Here is a 24,421-nt window from a genome sequence, read left to right on the forward strand (position 1 = left end):
GGCTTCAGCCCAGACGATCCAGCACGTCGATCAGCTCCGGCACCAGCGGGGCATTCAGCAGGTACGGCGCCTTGCCGCCATCGAGCGCGAACTCCAGCGTGGAGGCATGCAGGAACAGGCGCTTCAGGCCGACCTGCTCGCGCAACCGCTTGTTCGCATCGGCGTCGCCGTACTTGTCGTCGCCCGCGATCGGATGACCGATGTGCTGGGCGTGTACGCGGATCTGATGGGTGCGGCCGGTCTCGATGCGCACTTCGCAGTACGACTGGCCGCCGCGACGTTCGAGCACCTTGAAGTGGCTGACTGAGGCCTTGCCTGCCGCATTCACCTGCACATGGCGCTCGCCGCCCTGGCGCAGGCCGATGTGCAAGGGGGCATCGACCGTCATCACCCCATCCGGCATGCGGCCGGTGAGGAGCGCCAGGTAGCGCTTGGTGATGCCGCCTTCCTCGCGCATCAGTGCCTGCAACTCCGTCAGGGCGGAACGCTTCTTGGCGATGATCAGCAGGCCGGAGGTATCGCGGTCGAGGCGATGGACCAGTTCCAGCGATTGCCCCGGGTGCAGGGCACGCATGGTCTCGATCGCGCCAAAGGAGATGCCGCTGCCGCCGTGGCTGGCCACGCCGGAGGGCTTGTTAAGGGCCAGCAGGCGGGCATCCTCGAACACGATTGCCGCCTCCATCGCCTTCAGGAAGCCGGCCGGCGGCGAGCCCTTGTCGCTGACCTCACCGAGACGAACCGGCGGGATCCGCACTTCGTCCCCCGCCGCCAGCTTGCGTTCGGCCTTCGCGCGGCCGCCGTTCACCCGGACCTGGCCCGAGCGGACCAGCTTGTACACGAGCGAACGCGGGGCCCCCTTGAGCTGGCCCAGCAGGAAGTTGTCGAGGCGCTGGCCGTCGCGGTCGTCGGGCACGCGAACGGTACGGGCGCCCGGCGTGGGCGCGGCGGAAGTGTCTGAACGGGTCATCGGATGAGTGATCTGCTACACTGAGGGCGCGAGATAAGGTTTTGATTTCGCTGGAGTTGCCACAACCCCCGGTGATCCGGAGAGGCGGGCTTCAAAAGCAGTTGCTTTTGAGGCCATGGGGCCGAAAGCCCCGCTCCTGCGATCCGGTCCGCGCCTGACCACTGCCCTGGGGGCAGCCATGTTAGCAGCGACGGCCCGGCGGAACTGGTTCCCGCCCGGCGGGTCAAACCGCCGCGAGATGAACAACGCCCCGTGCGACGGGAGTTGGAAACGCGGTAATGCAGGAGCGAGCAACGGCAGAGGCCGGCTTGCCTGCCCACGGTTCCGGCTTCACGGTCGCCGGCCTCAAGGAACAGAAAACGAATAAGCGCTCCCGCGGTCTGCCGTGGTGTCGTAGCGCTGGAAATTGAAGCCGACGGCGCGTGCGACGCGCGGTCAGCCACCTCGGCAGCCGAGCACATCTATGAGATGTTGCCCAGCGCCAGTCGGCTTGCGGTATCCAGAGGCGAAACGCCCACGGCGTTCCGCGCGGCCTGCCTTAGGGCGGGGTCAAGCGCGTGAGGACGCAACAATGAAGCGAATGCTGATCAACGCGACGCAGGCGGAAGAACTGCGCGTCGCCATCGTCGACGGCCAGACCCTGTACGACATCGACATCGAACAGCCGTCGAAGGAACAGAAGAAGTCGAACATCTACAAGGGCAAGATCACCCGTCTTGAACCCTCCCTCGAAGCCGCCTTCGTCGATTACGGCGCGGAACGCCACGGCTTCCTGCCTCTGAAGGAAATCTCCCGCGACTATTTCCAGCCGGGCGTCGACCACAACAAGGCCGGCCTGAAGGAACTGCTGCGCGAAGGCCAGGAAATCGTCGTCCAGGTCGACAAGGAAGAGCGCGGCAACAAGGGCGCCGCCCTGACCACGTTCATCTCGCTGGCCGGCCGCTACATGGTGCTGATGCCGAACTCGCCGACCGCCGGCGGGGTTTCGCGCCGCATCGAGGGCGACGACCGCGCCGCGCTCAAGGAAGCGATGGACAAGCTCACCATCCCCGATGACATGGGGGTGATCATCCGCACCGCCGGCGTCGGCCGCGATGCCGAAGAGCTGCAGTGGGACCTCGACTACCTGCTGCAGGTGTGGAAGGCGGTCGCCGAAGCCGCGCTCACCAAGCCCTCCCCGTTCCTGATCTACGCCGAATCGCGCCTGATCATCCGCGCCCTGCGCGACTACATGCGCCCGGACATCGGCGAAATCCTGGTCGACACCCCGGAGATGTACGCCGAGGCCCGCGAGTTCGTCGAGCAGGTTATGCCGCACAACCAGCGCAAGCTGAAGCACTACACCGACGACACGCCGCTGTTCAACCGCTTCCAGATCGAATCCCAGATCGAGAACGCGTACGAACGCGAAGTCCGCCTGCCCTCCGGCGGCGCCCTCGTGATCGACCAGACCGAAGCCCTGACCGCGATCGACGTGAACTCGGCGCGCGCCACCAAGGGCGGCGACATCGAGGAAACCGCTTTCCACACCAACCTGGAAGCGGCCGAGGAAGCGGCCCGCCAGCTGCGCCTGCGCGACCTCGGCGGCCTGGTGGTCATCGACTTCATCGACATGGCGTCGAACAAGCACCAGCGCGAAGTCGAGAACCGCCTGCAGAACGCCCTCAAGCAGGACCGTGCCCGCGTCCAGCTAGGCCGCATCTCGCGGTTCGGCCTGATGGAGATGTCGCGCCAGCGCCTGCGTCCGTCCCTGGGTGAATCCAGCCAGATCGTGTGCCCGCGCTGCGAAGGCCATGGGCGCATGCGCAGCGTGGAATCGCTGTCGCTGTCGATCCTGCGCCTGGCTGAAGAACACGCGATGAAGGAGAACACCGGCCAGGTGCTGGTGCAGGCCCCGACCGAGATCGCCAACTACCTGCTCAACGAAAAGCGCCGCGCGCTCAGCGAGATCGAGAAGCGCCACGACTCGCCGATCGTGATCGTCGCCGACGAACAGCTGCACACGCCGCACTACGAAGTCACCCGCATCCGCGAAAACGAACTCGGCGAAGAATCGAGCAAGCCCAGCTACCACCGCGGCACGCCGCGCAAGCTGCCGACGCATGCGCTGACCAAGGCCCACCTCAACATCCCCGCCCTGCCCGCCGTCACCAACGTCAAGCCGGCCTCGCCCGCGCCGCTGCGCGAGCCGCGCGAAATGCGCGAAACGCCGGTCGCGCCGGTGGCCGCCGCTCCGGCGCCGGTCGCCGCTCCGCAGCCGTCGGTCGGCATCGTGGACCGCATCCTCGGCTTCTTCCGCGGCAGCAAGCCAATCACGGTGGAACCCACCCTCGCCGAGCGCACGCAACAGGGCCGTTCGCAGGAGGGTCGTGGCGACCGCAACCAGCGCCGCGACGGTGAACGCCGCAACGGCAAGCAGGGTCGCGAACGCCGTGATGAGCAGCGTCGCGACGAGCGCCGCAGCCAACAGCAACAGCCCAAACAACAGCAACAGGCGCAACCGAAGCAGCAGCCAGCGCAGAAGCAGGAACAGAAGCTGGAGCAGCCGAAGCAGCAACAGAAGCAGAACGCGCAGCGCCCGCAGAACGAAGAGCGCGCCCAGCAGCAGGCGCAGCGTCCGCCGCGAGATCAGCAGCCGCCCAGGCAGCAGCAGCCCAAGCCGGAGCCGGTGAAGACCGAAATGCCGGCAGCGGTGGCGCCGGAGCTGGTTACGGGTGTTCCCGTCGCGGTAGTCAGCGCGGCGAGCGTTGCCGCGGACAACCTCGCATCCGCCCAGACCGAGGCAACTCCGGTCGCGGCCGATGCGGCAGCCACCACGCCGGAAGCGGCAGGCGAAGGCACCGGCCGCCGCCGTCGCGGTCGTCGTGGCGGACGCCGTCGTCGTCGTGGCGGTGCCGCCGGCGAAGCCGCCGGCCTTGCCGGTGCTGAGGGCGGCGACGCCGGCTCCTTCGACGACCTGATGCACGGCGACGATGCCGATGCGGAGGATGGCGACGAGCCTTTCGCGGAATTCGACGAGGCCGCTTCGCCCGCGCAAGGCCCGCGCGCGCAGCCGGAGTTCGAGTTCGACGACGTCGCTCCCGCCAAGGCCAAGCCGGCACCGCTCGCCGCAGCGCCCTTGGCGGCGGCCGTCGCGACCGCCATCGAAGCGCTGCCCGCAACGGCGCCCGCGCAGTCCGCTGCCTCTGCCCGGAAGACGCCCGCAGACGTCGCAGCGGAAGTCATCAGCGACGTTCAGCCGACCCCTGCCATCGGCGAGGCCACCGACAGCGTGGTGACGCCGAGCGGACGGGTGGAGCCGGCGGTCGTGGTCAACGAGCAGGCAATCGAACCCGCCATCGTTCCGGCGCCAGAGCCAGTGGAACCCGAAACGATCACCGACATCGTCATCGATATCGACGAGACCTCAGGTGACTCCAGCGCGCTTACCAACACGCTGCCAGGGGACAGCGGCCACGTCGTCGCGAATGTGAGCGCCGAAGTCGAGCCGGCAACCACTGCCGCGGTTGGCATCGACGAGGAGCCTGCTGCGACAGCCTCTTCGCAATTGCCGGTTGAGGAACTGCCGCGCACCGCGGGCCTGTTCGACGACGTGCCCCAGCCGATCTCGCCCTCCCCAGCCGACGCCGCGACCAAGGGCGCCGGACAGGACAACGGTGAGCAGCGGGCCTGATGCAGGCCCCAAGAAGAAACGGCCGCTGATGCGGCCGTTTTTTTTGGCGCTGCCGGCCACTAGGTTGCGAGCGCCGGATCCAGCAATCCGTGCTGGCGGAACTTACGGACCAGCGCGATCGTGTCGCCAATGCCCAGCTTTCCGAACAGCCGCGACTTGTGCGTGTTGATGGTCTTGGCGCTCAGGCTCAACCGCTGCGCGATGTCGTTCTGGCGCATGCCTTGGGCCAGCAGCAGGCCGACCTCCAACTCGCGCGACGTGAGCGCGTCGATGGGCGTGGCGGTGCCGCCGATACCGGACAGGGCAAGGCGTTGTGCGACCGTGCTGGCTAGGTAACGCTTGCCCCGCACCACATCGCGGATCGCATTGATCAGTTCCTGCGGGTCGCCGGCTTTGCCAACGTAGCCGGATGCACCGGCTTCGAGCAGGCGCCTGGGCATGGGGCCATCCTCGAGCACGGAAACGATGATCACGCGCGGCCCCTCGCCGCCATGCGTGATGCGCTCGGTAACTTCCAGGCCGCTGAGGCCGGGCAGGTGCAGGTCGCACAGTACGACATCGGGCTTCAGCCGCCGGATCAGCGGCAGCGCCGCCTCGCCGGTGTCCACGTCACCGATCACTTCGATGTCGGTCTGCGTCGACAGGATCATGCGCATGCCGGTGCGCACGATGGCGTGGTCGTCCACGATAAAGACGCGAATGGTCATCCTTGGCCTCGTTGTTGGGTGGAACTCCTTGAGTTGCGAGGCTAGCGCGGCGACCTTGGCCTGCGCAACAAGCCGGCGTACCGGGAGACAACCGCTTCCGGGCATAGCACACTCGCATCCTCTGAAGTCCTGCCCGGATCGCCATGCGCCGCAACCTGCATTTCCCCCTGTTCGCCTGCGTGCTCGCACTGCCCGGTTGCCTGCGTCCCGCCCACGAAGCCGGCACGCTGGCCTCGCCAGCCGCCACGGCGTGGATGCAGGACGTCGCCAGCATCGCCGACGCAGATCCGGCGCAGGGCCGTCGCACGGCGATCGGAAAGCGCCTAGATACGCTGGGCATCCGCTGGCGGAACAGCCCGTTCGAGATCGACGGGCAACATGGCAGCAACATCCTTGCCGACGTGAGCGGCGATGGCACTGCGCCGCTGCTGCTGCTCGGTGCGCACTCGGACCAGGTGAGCAAGGGCGAAGGCGCCACCGACAACGCCTCGGGCAGCGCGACCGTGCTCGCGCTTGCCGCACGCTTCAAGGCGAAGCCATTGACCCACCACCGCCTCGCGGTCGCGTTCTGGGACCTGGAGGAAAAGGGCCTGCTCGGCTCCAAGGCCTATGTCGCCGCCGGGAACGCGAAGCCGGCGCTGTACGTCAATTTCGACGTGTTCGCCTGGGGCGATACGGTGTGGATGATGACGCCGGATGCAAAAGGCGCGCTGGCGCGCGCCAGCAAGGATGCGACGCGTGCGAACGGCCTCAAGCTGTCCGCAGGTGAACAGTATCCGCCTACCGACCACCTCGCCTTCCTCAAGTCCGGATGGCCGGCGGTGTCCTACTCGCTGATCGGCAGTGACGAGATCACCGGCATCCTGGATGCTTATGCCGGCAAGACCCCGGCCCAAATGCCGAAGGTGATGCAGGTGATCCATACCGACGGCGACACCCTGGAACAGGTCGACGCCAACGCGGCGGTGCGCGGCGTCGATGCCGTCGAGGCCGCACTGCGTCGCTGGGATGCGGAGGCCGTCAACGCGCCGGTGGCCTCGCAGTGACGATCAGCGCAACAGCAGCTTGATCACTTTGGCCGGGAAGCCGCGATACGGCGGCTTCAACCGGTCCGACAAGGTCCAGCGCGCCTGGCGCAGCACCGGCATCGCCTTGCTGAAAGTCACGAAACCGTCGCGCCCGTGGTAATGGCCCATGCCACTCGCGCCCACCCCGCCGAACGGCAGGTTGTTGCAGGCGTACTGCAGCAGGGTTTCGTTGATGCATACCCCGCCAGCGACCGTGTTCGCGAGCAGGCGCTCGGTTTCAGCGCGGTTGTTGCAGAAGTGATACATCGCCAGCGGCCGGTCGTGTGCATTGATGTAGGCGATCGCCTCATCCAGGTCGTCATAGCTCTTGATGACGAGAACCGGGCCGAAAATTTCCTCCTGCATGATCGCCGCATCGTCGCCAGGCTCGAGCACCAGCGTGGGCGGCAGCAATTGCAGCGATTCTGCGCGCGCCGGATCCTTCAGCTGCGCAAGGGGAATGACCTCCACTCCGCGCGCCGCCGCGTCGTCGAGGTAGCCGCGCAGACGCCGGTAGTGACCGTCATTGACGACGTGCACATAGTCGGGGTTCGTATCGATGTCCGGGTAGCGCCGGCCCACCTCTTCCCGCAGTGCCTGCACCAGCGCCGCGCGGCGCGCACGCGGTACGAAAACGTAATCAGGTGCGATGCAGGTTTGTCCGCTGTTGAACAGCTTTCCGGTAGCCAGGCGCGATGCCGTCGTGTGCATCGGCGCGTCCATGCTGATCACCGCCGGTGACTTGCCGCCAAGTTCGAGCGTGACCGGAGTGAGATTCGGCGCCGCGGCTGCCATCACCTTGCGGCCCACTGCGGTCGAACCGGTGAACAGCAGGTGGTCGAATGGCAAGCCCGCGAATGCCCCGGCAACGTCCGCGCCGCCCAGCGCGATGGCCACCCGATCGGCCGGAAAGACCTCAGCCAGCAGTTCGCGCAGGAACGCACTCGTGCGCGGCGTGTGCTCGGAAGGTCGCAGGTAAACGTGATTGCCGGCCGCGATCGCCGTGGCCAGCGGCACCAGGGCCAGGTTCACGGGGTAGTTCCAGGGAGCGATCACGCCGACGACGCCCATTGGAACGTAGCGGACCTCCGCACGCGCCGGCCACAACCGCCAGCCGACGCGACGCCGTTGCGGCTGCATCCATTGGCGCAGGTGGGAAAGCATGTGATCGATCTCGGTGAGAACCGCCATGCCATCGGCCAACAGGGTCTCGTAGGTGGAGCGTTGGCCGAAATCCGCGCTGACGGCCGCGGCCATGTCATCCAGTCGCGCATGGAAAGCCTTGCGTAGCCGCTGCAGGTCATCGCGACGTTGCGCAGCGTCGGGACGCCGGCGCAGCCAGGCCTGTCGCAGACGCTGCAACGTGGGAGCGAGATCTTCAACGGGCGTGGTGGCGGCGATGTCCATGCAGGGCCTCGTATGGAACCTACGCGGAAGTATGGCGGATGCGTGCCAGACCGGCACCGCCTCGCGTCGGCTGGTCTGCGGGCCCGTTAGGGGCCGCCCGCGTACCACCCCGGGTAGCTACACGCCCGTGAGGAAGCGGCCCATTCGCCGGGCCAGGCCCGGCGGGCTGCAGCGGCGCAGGACGAAGAGGTTCTCGTTGCCAGACGGAACCTGCACCACCACCTCGAACCCGAAACGGGACGCGGCGTAGTCGAGCATCGCGCGGAAGTCTTCGGCGCGCCATGCATGCACGTGGATGTCGTGGCCGATGGCCATGGTCTCGCGAGCGCGGCGGTCGATCTCTTCCTCGGGGACCGCGGCGTCGAGTTCGGGGGCGACGTACCGGAAGTGTTCGACGTAGGCCTGCAGGCGGGTGCTTTCACCCCTGTCGAGCAGGTCCGCCGCCATGTGCTCCACGGTAGTCGGAGGGCGGCGGCGATCCCAGGTCTTGCTCAACTCAGGCACCACGAGCAGGAACACACCGCCCGGCTTCAGGCGCTCGATCGTGGCGCGGATGCTCCCGAGCGGATCGAAAAGATGCTCGATCACGTGCGCGGATATGGCGAAATCCAGCGACTGCAGAGGCACGCCGTCGAGTGTCTGGGCATCAAGCCTGCCCGTGAAACTGACATTGTCGGTGCCGAAGTAGGTAGCCAGTTCGCCTTCGTCGCGGACGTCGCCGTAGAAGCATTTGGCGCCATCAGGGACCGGGAACGGACGCGAGCCCGCGCCTACCTCTATCCCGTGCCCGGAAATGAAAGCCGCTGCAATCGCGCGGCGAACGGCCTGGATTTCACCCTCGGCCCTGGCTTCCTGCAGTTCGCGCCGCTGGGCATGCAGCACGGCGACGCGCAACGCCAGGTCGTCGTGCGGAAACGGCAGCCAGTAGTCCGGAGTTTCGTCAGCGTGATCCATTTAGTGGCTGGTCCTCCTGGCCGTGTGAATTCTTCCCGCAGCCTGTCGCGGTGCGCGGAAGATCTGCCAGCGCACGGGCGCAATCCAGTCTTTCCCCTTCGCCCAATTCTAGTTGCAGTGGGAGTAGCCCGCGCCTGGCTTCGTGGGCGCATGCCTGGCACCGGTGTTGACGGGCCCAGCGGCGGCGGCATATAGTTGCTACTGCCAACTACAGAGATCCCCATGACCAAGCCTGCCGCCAAGCATCCTGACCACGGCGCCTTGCATGAGGACGCGCAGGCGTTGCATGCGGCAGTGTCCGACCTCGTCCGCATCTACCAGTTCCGCGATCGCGACAAGATCTGCTGCTACGACATTTCGGTCACCCAGTGCTATGCGCTGGAAGTACTCGTTGAGCACGGGCCCAGCCGCAGCCAAGCGCTTGCAGAGGCGTTGCGCCTCGACAAGAGCACGACCACCCGCGTTGTCGACGCGCTCGTCCGCAAGGCGTACGTCGAACGACTGCCCGATCCGCAGGACGCCAGGGCCGTATCCCTGCGCGTCACCAAGGAAGGCCGCAAGCTCTACGAACAGATCAACAGCGAGTTGATCGCCCAACAGGTGGAAATTCTCCGCGACCTCGATCCGGATCTCCGATCGGGTGCGACGGAGATCATTCGTCGCCTGGCGAGAGCTGCACAGAACCGCTTCGTGGCAGGCGTCAGCGTCGGATCGTGTGCGCCAGCGTGCGGTACCGAGGGCAAGTGCCGCTGATTTTTTTTGGGACTTTAGTTGTCACTACCAACAGGTGAAATGATGATCCAGATTCGTTCCGCCCTCCCCCGTGATGCGAACGCTATTGCCGCGATCTACAACCAGGGAATCGCCGAGCGCGCAGCCACCTTCGAGACCGTACCCCGTACCTCGCAGGACATCGCCGACCGGCTCGCACGCATCGACCGATTTCCCTTGCTCGTGGCGGTCGCTCCAAACGGCAGCGTCCTTGGATGGGCCGGCCTGAGCAGCTATCGCCCGCGTGATTGCTACGCGGGCATCGGCGAATTCTCGGTGTACCTGGCCTCCGATGCGCGTGGACAAGGGATCGGAAAGCTGTTGCTCACCGGCCTGATGGAGTCAGCCCGGACCCTGGGCTACTGGAAACTCCTTTCCCGCGTATTCCCCTTCAACACTGCCAGCCGCGCCCTGTGCCGCTCGGTTGGCTTCCGCGAAGTGGGCACTTACGAAAAACACGGCCAACTCGATGGTCGTTGGTTGGACGTGGTGATTGTCGAACGGCTCATCCCCGAGAACATCCAAGAATCCGCAGCGGCCGATGCGGCCGCGGCCATCGCCTGAGGAGCACCTGCAATGAATCCTGCACTTCCCGTCGTTGTCATCGGCGCCGGCCCGGTTGGGCTCGCCGCTGCCGCACACTTGCTGGAGCGCGGCCTGACTCCACTGATTCTCGAAGCCGGGGCGTCTGTCGGCGCCGGCATGTTGCGATGGGCCCACGTGCGGATGTTTTCGCCGTGGGAGTACACGGTCGACCGCGCTGCGGGTGCGCTGCTGGCGAAGCACGGCTGGAATGCGCCGGGGTCGGCGGAATTCCCCACCGGCGGCGAGGTCGTCGAGCGCTACCTGAAGCCGCTCGCCGAAACGCCGGAAATCCGGCTGCATCTGCGGACCGGTGCCCGTGTCGTCGTCGTGACCAAGCAACGGCGCGACCGCATGAAGGACGCCCAGCGCAACGACGTGCCCTTCGTGGTGCGCTACGAAGATGCCAACGGCGAGCACGAAGTGCTGGCACAGGCGGTGATCGACGCATCGGGCACCATCGAGACGCCCAACCCCATGGGAGCCTCGGGCGTCCCGGCCCTGGGCGAGCGTTCGCTGCAGGATCGAATTTTCTATGGGATGCCCGATGTGCTGACGGCACACCGCGAGAGGTACGCCGGCAAGCGCGTCCTCGTGGTGGGAAGCGGGCACTCGGCCTTCAACGTTCTGAGCGACCTCGCGCGCCTCTCCCGGCAAGCGCCAGGCATGAGGATCGAGTGGGCTATCCGCCGACCTTCCCTGCACCGTGTTCTGGGCGGCGGCGAGCACGACCAGCTCAAGGAACGGGGCCGGCTGGGCCTGACCATTGCCAAGCTCGTGGAAGAAGGCGTGCTCAACGTGACCACCGGCTTCCACCTGGATCGCCTGGTCGCAACTGAGGCTGGAATCGTGGCGCACGGTGACGGCAAGTCGATTGCCCCGGTGGATGAGATCGTCGCCTCCACGGGCTTCAGGCCGGACCTGGGCGTGCTGTCCGAACTCCGGATTGCGCTCGATCACGGAACGCAGGCGCCCCTTGCCCTGGCGCCCCTGATCGACCCCAACCAACATAGCTGCGGCAGCGTGCGTCCCCACGGCGCGGAAGAGCTCAAGCATCCGGATGCAGGCATCTTCATCGTCGGCATGAAGAGCTACGGTCGTGCCCCGACATTCCTGCTGCTCACGGGCTACGAGCAGGTGCGCTCGGTCGTTGCGGCCATCGCAGGCGACTGGGAGGCGGCCCGCCGAGTCGAGCTGGTGCTCCCTGAAACTGGTGTGTGCATTACCCAGTTCGCCGAAGACGACGCGGCTGAAGGCTCGGCCACGTGCTGCGACACACCTCCCGCCGCAGTCGCCTCGACTGCCCGCTGCTGCGGCGGCCCTGCGCAAAGCGACGTTACGGCGTGTTGCGTTGAGGACGAACAGGCCAAGGCGGGGGGCAAGACTGGCTGCGGCTGCGGTCCGGCGGCGCCCAAGGCGGTTTCCGCGAGTTGCTGCGGCTAAACCGATGGAGAACCAACAGCGCCGGGCGGTGTGGCTGCTGGGAGGCTGTCAGTGCGTCCTGTGGGGGACGCTCTACTACAGCTTCTCGGTGCTGTTGGTCCCGATGGAATCGGATCTGGGGCTGACGCGTGCTGCCGTTGCGGGGGCGTTTTCCGTCGGGCTGTGCGCGATGGCCGTCGCGGCCCCGGCTATCGGACGCGCGCTGGATGCCGGCAACGCCGCGCGGGTTACCCGACTTGGCGCCGGACTGGCCGTGGCCGGCCTCTCCACCGTGGCCCTCGCGCACTCGGCACCAGTGCTGTACGCGGGCTGGGCTTGCATCGGCATCGCCATGGCGATGCTTCTGTACGAATCGGCGTTTGCCCTGGTCACCAAGGCCATGCCCCTCGACTACGAGCGCTTGCGTGCCCTGGCCACCGTGACGGTCATGGGGGACTGGCCAGCACCATCTTCCTGCCGACGCTTTCGCTGGTAATCGATCGCTGGGACTGGCGCGCGACGGTTTGGCTATGCGCAGGTGCCGTAATGGCTGCGGCGGCGGTCATGGAACGGCACGTGCTGCCTCACCTGCCACCCGATAACAACGGCGCGCCGAAGCGTGAATCGAGCGGTGAACCCTGGCCGCAACACCTGGCGCGCCTGGTGTTCGTATTCTCCACTGGCACTTTGGCAGCCATGGCGCTCACCACGCTGCTGATTCCGCTCATGGTGGAGCGCGGCACGCCGCCTGGGGTCGCAGCTGTGATTCTCGCGGGACTCGGCTTGGCGCAATTGCCCGGCCGCATCTGGCTTCTACGAGGCCACCAGACTGCCAACATCCGCGCGCTGAATACCGGTCCCATCTACCTGCAGGCCACTGGTCTGTTCATTGTCGTCGCGTCCCACGCCGCGGGCTGGGTCGCGATTGGGGTGCTCACTTTCGGTTTGGGTGCAGGACTGCACACGCTTGCGCGTCCTTGGATGATCCAGTCGCTCTACGGCACCGCGCGCGCTGCCCGATGGAACGGCGAAGTGGCACGAAGCCAAGGATTCGCCCGCGCAACCGGGCCGGTGCTCGCGGCCGCCGCGTCCCAGTGGATGGGATCAGCCGCCGTGCTCGCCGCAGCAGGCGGCCTATTGGCCTTGACCATCATTTCGGCGCGGACGATTCCTATCCCGCCGCATCTGATCCAAGACTCCTGACCGGCGACGCCAGCCTTCGATGGAATTAGTCTCCGCCCACCGGCAACCAGCAGCGCACGGCAGCGATGACCAACCATTTGCGGGTTCAACTCAGCAACCGAGAGCGGATGGCGGAAGCGGTGGGATTCGAACCCACGGTGGTATCGCTACCACGCCGGTTTTCAAGACCGGTGCCTTAAACCGCTCGGCCACACTTCCGTTGTCTTCGCGGCGACAGCGGCGCACGCCCCGCAGCGCGGGGCGCATTCTCTCACGCCGGCTCGGCGGTGTGCTCGCGCGGCTTGCGCGCTGGCTTTTCCTTGGAAGTGGCCGCCTTGGCCGCGCCGCCCTTCTTGACGCCATCCGGGCATGGGCCCGGGATGTCGCCACACTGCAGGCGTGCGGCTTCCACCAGCGGCGGCACGCGTTCGGCGAGGAAGTCGATGAACACCCGCACCGCCGGCAACAGGCCGCGGCGTGACGCAAACACGGCGTGGAAGATGCCCTGCGGCAGGCGCCAGTGCGGCAGCACCACTTCGAGTTCGCCGTTGCGCACCGCTTCGGCACAGACGGTTTCCGGCAGCATGGTGATGCCCACGCCCTGCGTGGCCAGCGCCATCAGCATCGGGAAATCGAAGCCGGCGACGCGCGGCTTGAGCTCCACGCGGCGCACTTCACCGTTGGGGCCGTGCAGTTCCCAGCGCTGGTGCGCCTCGTCCTCGTTCATGCTCAGGGTGACGTGCTGGGCGAGATCGTCGGGGTTGACCGGACGACCCATGCGCTTGAGATAGCCGGGACTGGCCACCAGCAGTTCCTGGATCTGGCCGAAGTTGCGCATCACCAGGCTGCCGTCGTCGTCGAGGCGGTTGCGTACGCGCAGCGCGACGTCGATGCCCTCGTTGATGATGTCGACGCGGCGATTGCTCACGTGCAACTGCACGCGTACCTGCGGGAACTTGGCGAGGAATTCCGGAAGCAGCTTGGGCATCTGCTGCTGCGCCATGCCCACCGGCACGCTCACGCGGATGACCCCGCGCGGCTCGGCGCTTAGTCGATCGACGACTTCGCGTGCCGCCTGCGCCTCGGCAAGCATCGATTGCGCATGGCGGTACACGCTGTGGCCGACTTCGGTGACGGCGAAGCGGCGCGTCGAGCGCTGCAACAGGCGCACGCCAAGGTCGGTTTCGAGTTGGCTGATGCGACGGCTCAGGCGCGACTTCGGAATGCCCAGCGCGCGCTCCGCGGCCGCAAAGCCTTGGTGGTCGACGACGGCGGCGAAGTAATAGAGGTCGTTGAGGTCCTGCATGACGATCATCCCGCAATCAGAACAGTCAGTGATATTAGACCAGCTTTATCCCAATATCGCAACAGTGGAAAGTACGCCCCAACGCGGCACCTGCCGCATCGATCCGGGAAGGCCCATGAAACTGCTGCATATCGATTCCGCCGCCACTGGCGCCGGCTCCGTAACCCGCGAACTCACGACCGCCATAGTGGCACGCTGGAAAGACGCTGCGCCTGGCCTGCAGGTCACGTACCGCGACCTGGACGCCGAGCCCCTTCCGCACCTGACCGGCCCGGTGCTGGCCAAGGCCGACCCGGCCGTAGCCGACGCGGGCGAGAGCGCCCTCCAGCAGTTCCTGGACAGCGACGTGATCGTGATCGGCGCACCGATGTACAACTTCAGCGTGCCCTCGACATTGAAGGCCTGGATCGACCGCGTCGCCGTCGCGGGCCGTACCTTTCGCTACACCGAGAGCGGCCCGGAAGGCCTGGCCAAGGGCAAGCGCATGGTGATCGCCAGCGGTCGCGGCGGCATCTACGGCGACAACAGCCCGGCGGATTTCCAGGAGGCCTACCTGCGCCAGGTGTTCGGTTTCCTCGGCATCAGCGACATCGAGTTTGTGCGTGCCGAAGGCGTGGCGTACTCGCCGCAGCATCGCGCTGACGCCCTCGCCGGGGCCAAGGCCGCGATCCAGGCACCGCTGCGCGAGGCCGCCTGAGCTGCAACTCGTCCCCGCGTTTCCACGCCCTCCCCTGCGCCGGAAACGCAACGGGCCCGCATTTGCGGGCCCGTTCCTTTTGTTCAAGCCTGCCGCCGATCAGGCGATGCGATCGGCCCCGCCCATGTACGGACGCAGCGCCTCGGGCACGGTGATCGACCCATCGGCGTTCTGGTAGTTCTCCATCACCGCGATCAGCGCGCGGCCCACGGCCACGCCGGAGCCGTTGAGCGTGTGCACGAGTTCCGGCTTGCCGGTGGCCGGATTGCGCCAGCGCGCCTGCATGCGGCGCGCCTGGAATGCCTCGCAGTTGGAGCAGGATGAGATCTCCCGATAGGTGTCCTGCGAAGGCAGCCACACCTCCAGATCGAAGGTCTTGGTCGCCGAGAACCCCATGTCGCCCGTGCACAGCAGCACGCGGCGGTACGGCAGGCCGAGCCTCTCGAGCACGACTTCCGCGCAGCGCGTCATGCGCTCGTGCTCGGCGTAGCTTTCCTCCGGTCGGGCGATCGACACCAGCTCGACCTTCTCGAACTGGTGCTGGCGGATCATGCCGCGCGTGTCGCGACCGTGGCTGCCGGCCTCCGCGCGGAAGCACATGGAGTGCGCGGTCATGCGCAGCGGCAGCGCGTCGGCTTCGACGATGTCGTCGCGGACGATGTTGGTGAGCGGGACTTCGGAGGTCGGGATCAGGTAGCGCTTGTGCGCATGCTCGCCCTCACCCACCGTGGTGGCGAAGAGGTCTTCCTCGAATTTCGGCAGCTGGCCGGTGCCGCGCATCGAATCGGCATTGACCAGCAGCGGAACGTTGGTTTCCTGGTAGCCGTGTTCGCCGGTGTGCAGATCGAGCATGAACTGCGCGAGCGCGCGGTGCAGGCGCGCCAACGAGCCGCGCAGCACGGTGAAGCGGGCGCCACTGAGCTTGGCGGCGGTGTCGCCATCGAGCCAGCCGTTGCGGGCGCCGAGTTCGACATGGTCCTTCACCGCGAATTCGAAGGACCGCGGCGCGCCCCAGCGATGCTGCTCGACGTTGTGGGTCTCGTCCTGGCCCAGCGGCACGGATTCGTGCGGGATGTTCGGGATGGCCAGCGCGATCGCCTCGATGTGGGCGCGGATCGCTTCAAGCCGCTGCTCGGATGCCTTCAGCTCTTCGCCGAAGCCGGCCACCTCGGCCATCAGCGGCGAGACGTCCTCGCCCTTGGCCTTCGCCTGGCCGATCGCCTTGCTGCGCGTGTTGCGCAGGTTCTGCAATTCCTGGGTGCGGACCTGGATCTGCTTGCGTTCGCTCTCGAGCGCTTCCAGCACGGCGGAGTCGAAGACGTCGTAACCGCGGGTCTCGCGCAGGCGCGCGGCGAGTTCGGCAGGGTTCTGGCGCAACAGGGCGGGGTCGAGCATGGCGTCGGGAAGTAGTCGGACAGAGGTGACGAAGCTCGCGATTATCGCAGGCTTGTTCCGATGATTGCCCAATTATTAACAAGCCGCGGGTCACCATCGGCACGTCCCTCGACCGCTCCCGCCGATGACCAACAGCCCCGCCGCGTCGCAGCCGCCCCACCGTTCCGTCGATTTCGCAGCCTGGCTGCCCTCGCGCCGGGCGTTACTGTGGATCCTGGGCGCGTTCGCGCTCGGCCTGCTCCTGTTCCTGCTGGTCTGGCGGGGCGGCGACAGCGACTTCTACCGCGCGGGCCCGGCCGCCCCGACCGCCGCGCCTCCCCAGTACGCACCCCTACCCGCACCGGTCGCAGGCGGTTCGGCGGATGTCAGCAACGTTCCGGAGCCGGCACCCGCAACGGATGAGGACGGCCAGCCCCGTCTCGTGGAAACGGCTCCGCCTGCGCCGCCGGCTGCACCCGCACCATCGCCGCGGCCAGCCGCGCCGGTCGCCACTTCTCTGCCGCAGCCGGTATCGACGCCCGCGCCGGAGTACCCGCGCCAGTCGCTGCGCAATGGCGAACAGGGCACGGTGATGGTCAGCGCCGAAGTCGGACCGGATGGCGTCCCGTCATCGGTCGAGGTCGCACGCAGCAGCGGCTCGCGCTACCTGGACCGCGCGGCAGTGGACGCGGTGCGGCGCTGGCGGTTCCGGCCGGCAATGGCCGATGGGCGCGCGACCAGCGGCCGCGTGCAGGTGCCGATCACCTTCAAGAACTGACCGGCGCCAGCGACATCCGCCAGAAACTCGGCGTGCCCGGCAAGCGCGGTCATCCGCGCAGGTTCATGCCCGCTTGCCACGCGAGGTCGGTGAAGCCTGGAAACGACGTCGCGACATTGGCGACGTCGTTGATGACCACGTCCCCTTCGGCCAGTTGCGCGGCCACGGCGAAACTCATGGCGATGCGATGGTCGCCAAGGCTGTCGACCGCACCGCCTGTTAGGCACCCGCCCTCGATGACCGCGCCGTCCGGCGTTTCCTCGACCTGGATGCCGAGCGCCCGCAGGCCGGCAGCCATCGTCGCGATGCGGTCGGATTCCTTGACGCGCAGTTCCGCCGCCCCGCTGACCCTGGTTCGGCCCTGGGCGCACGCCGCGGCCACGAACAGGATCGGGAATTCGTCGATCATGTCCGGCACGATCTGCGCGGGTACGTCGATGCCCTTCAGCGGCGCATGGCGTACGACCACATCCGCGACGGGTTCGCCGCCCTGCTCCTGGCGGTTCTCCTCGCGGATGTCGGCGCCCATGGCTCGCAACGCAGCGAGGAGTCCGGTGCGGCGGGGATTCATGCCGACGGCTTCCACGCGCAATTCGGAACCCGGGACCAGCGTTGCGGCTACGATGAAGAATGCGGCCGACGAAAAGTCCGCCGGCACGTCGACATCGATTGCGCTGAGCCGATGCCCGCCGCTCAACCTGGCGAAGCCAGGGGCAAAGTCGATCGGCCAGCCGAATGCGGCGAGCATGCGCTCGGTGTAGTCGCGAGTCGGGTGCGCTTCGCGGACGGACGTCTCGCCGCCGGCGTACAGGCCGGCCAGCAGCAGCGCCGACTTCACCTGCGCACTGGCGACCGGCGTCGCAATCTCGACGCCGCGCAGGCGCGAGCCGCCGCGGATCCGCAACGGTGGCAAGCCACCCGGCTCGCTTTCGATGCGCGCCCCCATCGCCGCGAGCGGATCGATCACGCGCCGCATCGGCCGCTTCGACAGCGACTCGTCGCCGACCAGCATGCTGTCGAAGTCCTGCGCCGCCAGCAATCCTGCGAGCAGGCGCATGCCGGTCCCGGCATTGCCGCAGTCCAACGGCACATCGACGCCGCGAAGACCGTGCAGTCCAACGCCGTGGACGATGCGTTCGCCCGGACTGGGCGCTTCGATGCGCACGCCCAACTGCGCGAACACCCGTGCCGTGGCACGGGTGTCCTCGCCCTCGAGGAACCCGCGGATGCGCGTGGTGCCCTCCGCGATCGCTCCCAGCATCACCGCTCGGTGCGAGACCGATTTGTCGCCGGGTACGCGCACGCTCCCGGACAGGGGCGTTCCCGGGGCAGCGGTCCAATGCGCAGGCGCTTGGGAACTCATCCGATCACCTTGTCCAGCGCCGCAACCAGGCGCAGGTTCTCGTCATGGGTGCCGATGGTGATGCGCAGGCAGTCGCCCAGTCCGTAACCACCCATCGGGCGCAACACGACGCCTTGCGCGATCAGGGCGGCTTCGATGAGCGCCGTGTTCGGGCCGAATTCGACCAGCACGAAGTTGGTCTGCGACGGAAACACCCGCAAGCCGCGCTGTTCCAGCGCGGCGGCGAGCCAGGCGCGTTCGGTGCGGTTGCGCTCCAGCGACCATTGCAGGTGTGCCTGGTCGTCCAGCACCGCCTCGCAGGCCGCGAGTGCGGGGCCGTTGACGTTGAAGCTCTCGCGCACCCGCTCCATCACCGCGACCAGCCCGGGGGCGCCCAGCAGATAGCCGACCCGCAATCCGGCCAGGCCGTAGGCCTTGCTGAAGGTGCGGGTGACCACCAGGTTCGGATGGCGCGCCAGCAGCGGCAGCGCGCTGGCGTAGTCCGGCGCGTCGGCCATTTCCGCATAGGCCTCGTCGAACACCACGATGACCTCGTCGGGAATCCGTGCGACGAAGGCGGTCAGCGCATCGCGTCCGAACCAGGTGCCGGTTGGGTTGTTGGGGTTGGCGACATACACCAGCCGGGTAGCGGGAGTGATCGCGTCCGCGATGGCGTCGAGGTCGTGTCCCAGCGGCATGGCCGCATGGTCGCGCGGCAGCGCATCGACCACCCGCGCCGTGGCGCCGGCGCATTGCGTCGCCAGGGCGAACACCGCGAAGCCGTAGCGCGAGAACACGACTTCGTCGCCCTCCCCCGCGAACACCTGCGCCAGCTGCATCAAAAGCTCGTGCGAGCCGTTGCCGAGCAGGATCCGCTCGACCTCGACGCCATGCTTGGCCGCCAGCGCCCGCTTGAGGTCGAGCCCGAGCGGATCGGGATAGCGGTGCAGCGAATGCAACTGGTCGAGGATCGCCATGCGCGCGGCCGGCGAAGGACCGTAGGGATTCTCGTTGGAACCCAGTTCCACCAGGCCGTCGCCGAACTTGCGCCGGAACGCGACCAGGTCGTGCCCGGGATCGTAGGCGCGCAGGCCCTGGACGCCGCGCGACGCGCGCGCCGCGAACCAGGCTTCGTCCTTCGGCGCCGTGGCCGCGGTGGCCTTGCTGACGTCTTGCTTCATCGCGCCCGTCATGCAATCGCAACCGGATAGGAGCCGAGCACCTTCACCGCCTGCGCGAACTCGCCGACTTCGTCCAGGGCACGATGCATCGCTTCTTCCTGCGCATGTCCGGCGATGTCGATGAAGAAGGCGTACTGCCACAGGCCGGTGTGCCCCGGGCGCGACTCGATCCGGTTCATGCTCAGGCCGTGCTTCGCGAACGGCGCCAGCACGTGGTACAGCGCGCCCGGCTGGTCCTTGATGAAGACCAGCAGCGAGGTGCGATCGTTGCCCGACGGCGGGAACAGTTCGCGGCCCAGCACCAGGAAGCGCGTGGTGTTGTCCGGCCGGTCCTCGATCGGGCCGGCCAGCGACTTCAGGCCGTAGACACTGGCCGCGCTGATCCCGGCGATGGCCGCGGCATCATCCGCGTTACGCGCGCGCTTGGCGCCGTCCGCGTTGCTCGATACGGCGATCTTCTCGGCCTTGGGCAGGTACTGGCGCAACCATGCCTTGCACTGCGCGAAGGACTGCGGATGCGAGTACACGCGCTCGATGTCCTCGAGCCGCCCGGCGCGCGACAGCAGGTGCTGGTGCACGCGCAGCTCGACCTCGCCGCAGATCCGCAGGCCCGAGGTAAGGAACATGTCGAGCGTGGACTGGATCGTGCCCTGGGTGGAATTCTCCACCGGCACCACGCCGAAGTCGGCGTGGCCGGCCTCCACTTCCTGGAACACTTCCTCGATGCTCGCCAGCGGCAGACCGTGAATCGAATGGCCGAAGTGCTTGTACACCGCCTGCTGCGAGTGGGTGCCTTCCGGGCCGAGGAAGCCGATCTTCAGCGGCTCCTGCTGCGCCAGGCACGCCGACATGATCTCGCGGAACAAGCGCACCAGCACTTCGTCGTTGAGCGGGCCATCGTTGCGATCGACGACACGGCGCAATACCTGCGCCTCTCGCTCGGGGCGGTAGTAGTCCACCGCCGCGGCGAGCTTGCCCTTGGCCTTCCCGACCTGGTGCGCCCAATGGGCGCGCTGCACGATGAGCGCCTGGATCTGCTGGTCGATGCCGTCGATCTGGGCGCGCACGGCGCCCAGGTCCGGCTTGGTCTCGTCGGTAACGGGCTTCGGGGCAGCAGGCGCCTTCGAGGACCTTTTCGTCGTGGCGGCCTTCTTGCGCCCCGCCGTTTCCTTCGGAGACTTTGCCGCCATCACCCGTGCCTTTGCTGGAAATCGCGCATGAACGAAGCCAGCGCTTGCACGCCCGCTTCCGACATGGCGTTGTAGATCGAGGCGCGCATGCCGCCGAGGGCGCGGTGTCCCTTCAGCGAGATCAGGCCGGCGGCCTCGGCTTCCTTGAGGAAGGGCTTGTCGAGCGCGTCGTCGTGCAGGAAGAAGGGCACGTTCATGCGCGAGCGCACGGCCTTGTCGACTTCGTTGCGGTAGAAGCCGCCGGAGTTGTCGATGGCGCCGTACAGCAGCGCCGACTTGCGTGCGCTACGGCGGGCGAATTCCTCGACGCCGCCTTCGGCCAGCATCCACTTCACGGTGAGGCCCAGCAGGTACCAGTTCCAGCTCGGCGGCGTGTTGAGCATCGACTCGCCCTTGACGTGCGAGCGGTAATCGAGGATGTCGGCGCGCGGCTGGCCGGCTCGCTCGAGCAAGTCGCGGCGGATGATGACCACGGTGATGCCGACGGGGCCGAGGTTCTTCTGCGCGCCGGCGTAGATCACGCCGAACTTCGACACGTCGACGGGCTCGGAGGCGATGCTGGAGCTGAAGTCGGCGAACACGGGTACGTTGTCGCCCTGGGGGTAATGCTCGTCACGGAATTCGACGCCGTGGATGGTCTCGTTGGCGGTGACGTGGACGTACGCCGCGTCCTTCGACAGCTGCCAGCCATCGCGGGCGGGAATGGTGCGGAAGCCCTCGGCCTCGCTGGTCGCGGCGACGCTGGTGGCGACATACGGCTTGGCCTGCTTGATCGCAGTCTTGCCCCAGTGGCCGGTCAGCACGTAGTCGGCGGCCTGGCCGGGCGCGGCGAAATTCAGCGGCAGCAATGCCTGCACGGTCGTGGCGCCCCCGCCCAGGAACAGCACGGCGTAGTCGTCGGGAATCGACATCAGCTTGCGCAGGTCGGCCTCGGCCTCGGTCGCGACCTGGATGAACTCGGGCCCGCGGTGGCTGAGCTCGACGATCGAAGCGCCCACGCCATGCCAGTCGAGCATCTCCTCCTGCGCCTGGCGCAGAACGGATTCAGGAAGAGTGGCGGGACCGGCACTGAAGTTGTGTACGCGCGACATGGATTTCCTCGACTTGGCGGAGTGGTTTCTTGCGGCACAGGGGCTTGTTCCGGGAACAGGCCAAAGGGTCGGCAAGGCGAGGGATGGCAGGCCAGGCGGTAGCGGTGTGCGGCCCGGCTAGTATGCCGCAGCGCAACACGCCCGGATCAAGGGTTGCACGCGCAACTTTTCGCCCGCTTATGGCCTCTGGACATATAGTCGAACCACACGCCGGAGCCGGCCATGTCACTGCGCGATGCCTTGCGGATACCCTCCGCCGAAATCACCGACGAGTCGGTTTACCAGGACCGCCGCCGCCTGCTCGCCGCATTGGCCGCGATCCCCGGCTTGGGCCTGGCAGGGTGCGGAAATGCCGCCCCGCCGCCGCCTTCCCGCGTCGTGGTGACGCCGGAGCAGGCGCGGGCCGGCTTCCGCACCACCGAGGCCCTCACCCGCTACGAGGACGTCTCCAGCTACAACAATTTCTATGAGTTCGGGACGGGGAAGAGCGACCCATCGCGCGCGGACCTCACCCTGCGCCTCAAGCCCTGGAGCGTGGCCGTCGGCGGACGCTGCGCGAAGCCCGGCGTGATGTCGCTGGAGGACCTGCTCAAGGGCGTAACGCCGGAGGAACGCGTCTACCGGCTGCGCTGCGTCGAAGGCTGGTCGATGGTCATTCCCTGGCTCGGCGTGCCGCTGGCGAACGTGCTCAAGCGCTTCGAACCGAGTTCGAAAGCAAAGTACGTCGCCTTCACCACCCTCGACGATCCCAAGCAGATGCCCGGGCAGCGCTACCGCGCGCTCGACTGGCCGTATCGCGAAGGCCTGCGCATCGACGAGGCCATGCATCCCCTCGCCTTCCTGGTCACCGGCCTGTACGGCAAGCCGCTGCCGCAGCAGAACGGCGCGCCCCTGCGACTGGTCGTGCCTTGGAAGTACGGATTCAAGGGCATCAAGTCGATCGTGGCGATCACCTTCGTCGAATCGATGCCGTTCACCAGCTGGAACGACGCGCAGTCGAGCGAATACGGCTTCTTCAGCAACGTCAATCCGAACGTCGACCATCCACGCTGGTCGCAGAAGACCGAGCGCCGCATCGCCGGCACCCAGAGCAAGCTGTTCGCCGAACGCATCCCCACCCGCATCTTCAACGGCTACGGCGAGCAAGTGGCGGGACTCTACGCTGGCATGGACCTGCGCAAGTGGTTCTGACCATGGCGCGCAAGCCGCGTGGCGCCCGCTCTTCCTGGAGCCTGATCGCCGCGAAGACGCTCGTGCACCTGCTTTCGTTGACGCCGGCGGCGATCCTCGGCTGGCAGATCCGCGCCGAGGCGCTCACCGGCAGCGGCGGCCTGGGCGCCGACCCGGTGGCCGAGATCGAGCATCGTCTCGGCCTGTGGGCCTTGCGGTTCCTGATGCTCACGCTGGCGATCACGCCGTTGCGCCAGCTCACGCACCAAGCCGTGCTCATCCGCTTCCGCCGCATGCTTGGCCTGTACGCGTTCTTCTACGCCACGCTGCATTTCAGCGCCTACCTCGTCCTCGACCTGCGCGGGTACTGGGCGCAGATCTTCGAGGAGATCGCCAAGCGGCCATACATCACCGTCGGCTTCACCGCCTGGCTGCTGCTGGTGCCCTTGGCGATCACGTCCACGCAGGCTGCGATCCGCCGGCTGGGACGCAACTGGGCCCGCTTGCACCGGCTGGTCTACGCGGTCGGCGTCCTGGCGGTGCTGCACTTCTGGTGGCTGGTCAAATCCGACATCCGCGAGCCCGCGCTCTACGCGACGATCCTGGCCGTGTTGCTGGGCTGGCGCCTGCTGAAGGTGCTGCGCGATCGACGCGCTACCGTGCGCCGTACAGCAACAGCAGGCTGAGCGCGACCGCCAGGAACAACGCCGCCAACAGCAGCCACGGAACGCGACGCGCCGAGGAAGCGGGCTTGGGCAACGCCGCCACCGGCTCTTCGGCAGGCGCTGGTGCGGCTGGCTTGCGCGGTTCGGCGCCTGCGTTGCGATTGGGGCCTTCGACCACGAACCGCTGGGTATCGAAGGCGACCTGGTCGCCCGTGCGCAACAGCGCGCTCCGCACCGGCCAACCGTTCACCACGCTGCCCTCGTGCGAGCCGAGATCGCGCAGCACGATGCCTTCCGCATGCGGTTCGAGCCGGGCGTGCCGATCGGCGAACGCCGCGTCGTCGATGCGGATGTCGCATTCGGGCAAGCGGCCCACCACGCGTGCCTGGTCCAGCGTGATGCTGCGTCCATGGTGCGGCCCACCGACACCGCGCAGCACCATGCGCGGATCGGGCTCGCCTGGCGCCGGCCGCGATTCCGGCGGCGCCGAAGGCGGCGTGTCGCCGAGCAGCAACCATTCATTGCCGTCCACGAAGACGGCGTCACCAGCCCGCAGCAGGGCCATGCGCCGCACCGGGCGGCCGTTGACGTGCAGGCCGCGCGTGCCCTCGTGCACCTGCAGCCACACACCGCGGCGATCGACGCAGAACTGCGCGATTGCCCGTGCTGGATCGGCAACGATGACCGGGCGCTCCGCAGCATCGCGACCAATGGCGTGAACGCCCGGTCCAAGAACCAGGTCGGGCTGCTGGCGGTTGGGAAACCTCAGTCTCAGGGCGGTCATGTGTCGAGGATCGGAAAGCGCCCGCAATCTAGCACGCTCGGCGGCGTTTGCCGCCAGGCGGCGGCATCGGACCCAGCTTGGATGCCGGCGTTTCTGCCCGCACAATGCGCG

At 67.3% G+C, this 24,421-nt stretch carries 22 protein-coding genes and 1 tRNA gene; 11 read left to right on the forward strand and 12 right to left on the reverse strand.

Translation table 11 applies throughout. The annotated features are described in order from the left end of the window. Window positions 1-4: 4 nt before the first annotated feature. Window positions 5-967, reverse strand: coding sequence for an RluA family pseudouridine synthase (locus BP05_RS03405; protein WP_496360424.1), 963 nt, complete (start codon window positions 965-967; stop codon window positions 5-7). 580 nt (window positions 968-1,547) lie between these two features. Here BP05_RS03405 and rne point away from each other — a divergent pair. Then, the gene (gene rne, locus BP05_RS03410; RefSeq protein ID WP_496360641.1) at window positions 1,548-4,640 is read left to right on the forward strand and encodes a ribonuclease E; all 3,093 of its coding nucleotides are present in this window, start codon (window positions 1,548-1,550) and stop codon (window positions 4,638-4,640) included. A 59-nt stretch (window positions 4,641-4,699) separates the two neighbouring features. On the opposite strand, the gene BP05_RS03415 is transcribed toward rne, so the two are convergent. Further along, on the reverse strand, window positions 4,700-5,347 hold the full coding sequence (locus BP05_RS03415; protein ID WP_496360426.1) for a response regulator: 648 nt from the start codon (window positions 5,345-5,347) through the stop codon (window positions 4,700-4,702). Between the two features lie 143 nt (window positions 5,348-5,490). Between BP05_RS03415 and BP05_RS03420 the strand changes: the two genes are divergently transcribed. Further along, window positions 5,491-6,393: a M28 family peptidase gene (locus BP05_RS03420; RefSeq protein ID WP_496360428.1), complete on the forward strand. Its 903-nt coding sequence runs from the start codon at window positions 5,491-5,493 to the stop codon at window positions 6,391-6,393. A gap of 3 nt (window positions 6,394-6,396) precedes the next feature. Here BP05_RS03420 and BP05_RS03425 read toward each other — a convergent pair whose 3' ends face one another. Continuing rightward, window positions 6,397-7,821: a coniferyl aldehyde dehydrogenase gene (locus BP05_RS03425; RefSeq protein ID WP_496360430.1), complete on the reverse strand. Its 1,425-nt coding sequence runs from the start codon at window positions 7,819-7,821 to the stop codon at window positions 6,397-6,399. Between the two features lie 117 nt (window positions 7,822-7,938). Beyond that, window positions 7,939-8,775: a methyltransferase domain-containing protein gene (locus BP05_RS03430; protein WP_496360432.1), complete on the reverse strand. Its 837-nt coding sequence runs from the start codon at window positions 8,773-8,775 to the stop codon at window positions 7,939-7,941. A 222-nt stretch (window positions 8,776-8,997) separates the two neighbouring features. On the opposite strand from BP05_RS03430, the gene BP05_RS03435 reads away from it, so the two are divergent. From BP05_RS03435 to BP05_RS03455, 5 genes are read left to right on the forward strand one after another with little or no spacing between them, the layout of a single operon-like run. Beyond that, complete coding sequence (locus tag BP05_RS03435) at window positions 8,998-9,528, forward strand: MarR family winged helix-turn-helix transcriptional regulator (RefSeq protein ID WP_496360434.1); 531 nt, start codon at window positions 8,998-9,000, stop codon at window positions 9,526-9,528. 42 nt (window positions 9,529-9,570) lie between these two features. Beyond that, a complete protein-coding gene (locus tag BP05_RS03440) occupies window positions 9,571-10,110 on the forward strand; it encodes an arsinothricin resistance N-acetyltransferase ArsN1 family A (protein ID WP_496360436.1) in 540 nt (179 codons plus the stop codon). A 12-nt stretch (window positions 10,111-10,122) separates the two neighbouring features. Beyond that, window positions 10,123-11,571: an FAD-dependent oxidoreductase gene (locus tag BP05_RS03445; RefSeq protein WP_496360437.1), complete on the forward strand. Its 1,449-nt coding sequence runs from the start codon at window positions 10,123-10,125 to the stop codon at window positions 11,569-11,571. Between the two features lie 4 nt (window positions 11,572-11,575). Continuing rightward, window positions 11,576-12,046: an MFS transporter gene (locus BP05_RS03450; protein WP_496360439.1), complete on the forward strand. Its 471-nt coding sequence runs from the start codon at window positions 11,576-11,578 to the stop codon at window positions 12,044-12,046. After that, window positions 12,046-12,753, forward strand: a complete 708-nt coding sequence (locus tag BP05_RS03455; RefSeq protein ID WP_496360643.1) for a hypothetical protein — start codon at window positions 12,046-12,048, stop codon at window positions 12,751-12,753. Before BP05_RS03450 ends, BP05_RS03455 begins: the two co-directional genes overlap by 1 nt. Window positions 12,754-12,861: 108 nt before the next feature. On the opposite strand, the gene BP05_RS03460 is transcribed toward BP05_RS03455, so the two are convergent. Beyond that, window positions 12,862-12,951 (reverse strand) — tRNA-Ser (locus BP05_RS03460). A gap of 52 nt (window positions 12,952-13,003) precedes the next feature. Then, window positions 13,004-14,038, reverse strand: coding sequence for a LysR family transcriptional regulator (locus BP05_RS03465; protein WP_496360645.1), 1,035 nt, complete (start codon window positions 14,036-14,038; stop codon window positions 13,004-13,006). Between the two features lie 115 nt (window positions 14,039-14,153). Between BP05_RS03465 and BP05_RS03470 the strand changes: the two genes are divergently transcribed. Next, entirely contained in the window at window positions 14,154-14,735 is a 582-nt protein-coding gene (locus BP05_RS03470; protein WP_496360441.1) for an FMN-dependent NADH-azoreductase, read from the forward strand. 99 nt (window positions 14,736-14,834) lie between these two features. Here the strand turns inward: BP05_RS03470 and serS are convergent, their stop codons facing one another. Continuing rightward, window positions 14,835-16,130, reverse strand: coding sequence for a serine--tRNA ligase (serS, locus tag BP05_RS03475; RefSeq protein WP_496360443.1), 1,296 nt, complete (start codon window positions 16,128-16,130; stop codon window positions 14,835-14,837). Window positions 16,131-16,254: 124 nt separating this feature from the next. Here serS and BP05_RS03480 point away from each other — a divergent pair, with 124 nt between their 5' ends. Continuing rightward, window positions 16,255-16,887, forward strand: a complete 633-nt coding sequence (locus BP05_RS03480) for an energy transducer TonB (RefSeq protein WP_496360445.1) — start codon at window positions 16,255-16,257, stop codon at window positions 16,885-16,887. Between the two features lie 49 nt (window positions 16,888-16,936). Here BP05_RS03480 and aroA read toward each other — a convergent pair whose 3' ends face one another. Genes aroA through serC form a run of 4 tightly spaced genes read right to left on the reverse strand, consistent with a single transcriptional unit; the run spans window position 16,937 to window position 21,691 of the window. Further along, window positions 16,937-18,250, reverse strand: coding sequence for a 3-phosphoshikimate 1-carboxyvinyltransferase (gene aroA, locus BP05_RS03485; protein ID WP_496360447.1), 1,314 nt, complete (start codon window positions 18,248-18,250; stop codon window positions 16,937-16,939). Continuing rightward, the gene (hisC, locus tag BP05_RS03490) at window positions 18,247-19,410 is read right to left on the reverse strand and encodes a histidinol-phosphate transaminase (protein ID WP_496360448.1); all 1,164 of its coding nucleotides are present in this window, start codon (window positions 19,408-19,410) and stop codon (window positions 18,247-18,249) included. The genes aroA and hisC overlap by 4 nt, the downstream gene beginning before the upstream one ends. 8 nt (window positions 19,411-19,418) lie before the next feature. After that, window positions 19,419-20,600 carry a prephenate dehydratase gene (pheA, locus tag BP05_RS03495; protein ID WP_496360450.1) on the reverse strand — a complete coding sequence of 394 codons (1,182 nt, stop codon included), beginning with the start codon at window positions 20,598-20,600 and terminating at the stop codon, window positions 19,419-19,421. Then, window positions 20,600-21,691, reverse strand: coding sequence for a 3-phosphoserine/phosphohydroxythreonine transaminase (gene serC, locus BP05_RS03500; protein ID WP_496360452.1), 1,092 nt, complete (start codon window positions 21,689-21,691; stop codon window positions 20,600-20,602). Before serC ends, pheA begins: the two co-directional genes overlap by 1 nt. Window positions 21,692-21,913: 222 nt before the next feature. On the opposite strand from serC, the gene msrP reads away from it, so the two are divergent. Beyond that, a complete protein-coding gene (msrP, locus tag BP05_RS03505; protein ID WP_496360454.1) occupies window positions 21,914-22,882 on the forward strand; it encodes a protein-methionine-sulfoxide reductase catalytic subunit MsrP in 969 nt (322 codons plus the stop codon). A 2-nt stretch (window positions 22,883-22,884) separates the two neighbouring features. Beyond that, the gene (gene msrQ, locus BP05_RS03510) at window positions 22,885-23,547 is read left to right on the forward strand and encodes a protein-methionine-sulfoxide reductase heme-binding subunit MsrQ (RefSeq protein WP_496360647.1); all 663 of its coding nucleotides are present in this window, start codon (window positions 22,885-22,887) and stop codon (window positions 23,545-23,547) included. On the opposite strand, the gene BP05_RS03515 is transcribed toward msrQ, so the two are convergent. Beyond that, on the reverse strand, window positions 23,516-24,310 hold the full coding sequence (locus tag BP05_RS03515; protein WP_496360456.1) for an FHA domain-containing protein: 795 nt from the start codon (window positions 24,308-24,310) through the stop codon (window positions 23,516-23,518). The two genes, msrQ and BP05_RS03515, sit on opposite strands and share 32 nt — an antisense overlap. Window positions 24,311-24,421 lie beyond the last annotated feature (111 nt).

This window comes from Lysobacter oryzae DSM 21044 (assembly GCF_059568595.1).

What these genes read in the sequence shown, in the direction of transcription:
- BP05_RS03405 (WP_496360424.1), bottom strand. Translation starts at nt 967, where the DNA reads ATGACCCGTTCAGACACTTCCGCCGCGCCCACGCCGGGCGCCCGTACC.
- rne (WP_496360641.1), top strand. Translation starts at nt 1,548, where the DNA reads ATGCTGATCAACGCGACGCAGGCGGAAGAACTGCGCGTCGCCATCGTC.
- BP05_RS03415 (WP_496360426.1), bottom strand. Translation starts at nt 5,347, where the DNA reads ATGACCATTCGCGTCTTTATCGTGGACGACCACGCCATCGTGCGCACC.
- BP05_RS03420 (WP_496360428.1), top strand. Translation starts at nt 5,491, where the DNA reads ATGCGCCGCAACCTGCATTTCCCCCTGTTCGCCTGCGTGCTCGCACTG.
- BP05_RS03425 (WP_496360430.1), bottom strand. Translation starts at nt 7,821, where the DNA reads ATGGACATCGCCGCCACCACGCCCGTTGAAGATCTCGCTCCCACGTTG.
- BP05_RS03430 (WP_496360432.1), bottom strand. Translation starts at nt 8,775, where the DNA reads ATGGATCACGCTGACGAAACTCCGGACTACTGGCTGCCGTTTCCGCAC.
- BP05_RS03435 (WP_496360434.1), top strand. Translation starts at nt 8,998, where the DNA reads ATGACCAAGCCTGCCGCCAAGCATCCTGACCACGGCGCCTTGCATGAG.
- BP05_RS03440 (WP_496360436.1), top strand. Translation starts at nt 9,571, where the DNA reads ATGATCCAGATTCGTTCCGCCCTCCCCCGTGATGCGAACGCTATTGCC.
- BP05_RS03445 (WP_496360437.1), top strand. Translation starts at nt 10,123, where the DNA reads ATGAATCCTGCACTTCCCGTCGTTGTCATCGGCGCCGGCCCGGTTGGG.
- BP05_RS03450 (WP_496360439.1), top strand. Translation starts at nt 11,576, where the DNA reads ATGGAGAACCAACAGCGCCGGGCGGTGTGGCTGCTGGGAGGCTGTCAG.
- BP05_RS03465 (WP_496360645.1), bottom strand. Translation starts at nt 14,038, where the DNA reads ATGCAGGACCTCAACGACCTCTATTACTTCGCCGCCGTCGTCGACCAC.
- BP05_RS03470 (WP_496360441.1), top strand. Translation starts at nt 14,154, where the DNA reads ATGAAACTGCTGCATATCGATTCCGCCGCCACTGGCGCCGGCTCCGTA.
- serS (WP_496360443.1), bottom strand. Translation starts at nt 16,130, where the DNA reads ATGCTCGACCCCGCCCTGTTGCGCCAGAACCCTGCCGAACTCGCCGCG.
- BP05_RS03480 (WP_496360445.1), top strand. Translation starts at nt 16,255, where the DNA reads ATGACCAACAGCCCCGCCGCGTCGCAGCCGCCCCACCGTTCCGTCGAT.
- aroA (WP_496360447.1), bottom strand. Translation starts at nt 18,250, where the DNA reads ATGAGTTCCCAAGCGCCTGCGCATTGGACCGCTGCCCCGGGAACGCCC.
- hisC (WP_496360448.1), bottom strand. Translation starts at nt 19,410, where the DNA reads ATGAAGCAAGACGTCAGCAAGGCCACCGCGGCCACGGCGCCGAAGGAC.
- pheA (WP_496360450.1), bottom strand. Translation starts at nt 20,600, where the DNA reads ATGGCGGCAAAGTCTCCGAAGGAAACGGCGGGGCGCAAGAAGGCCGCC.
- serC (WP_496360452.1), bottom strand. Translation starts at nt 21,691, where the DNA reads ATGTCGCGCGTACACAACTTCAGTGCCGGTCCCGCCACTCTTCCTGAA.
- msrP (WP_496360454.1), top strand. Translation starts at nt 21,914, where the DNA reads ATGTCACTGCGCGATGCCTTGCGGATACCCTCCGCCGAAATCACCGAC.
- msrQ (WP_496360647.1), top strand. Translation starts at nt 22,885, where the DNA reads ATGGCGCGCAAGCCGCGTGGCGCCCGCTCTTCCTGGAGCCTGATCGCC.
- BP05_RS03515 (WP_496360456.1), bottom strand. Translation starts at nt 24,310, where the DNA reads ATGACCGCCCTGAGACTGAGGTTTCCCAACCGCCAGCAGCCCGACCTG.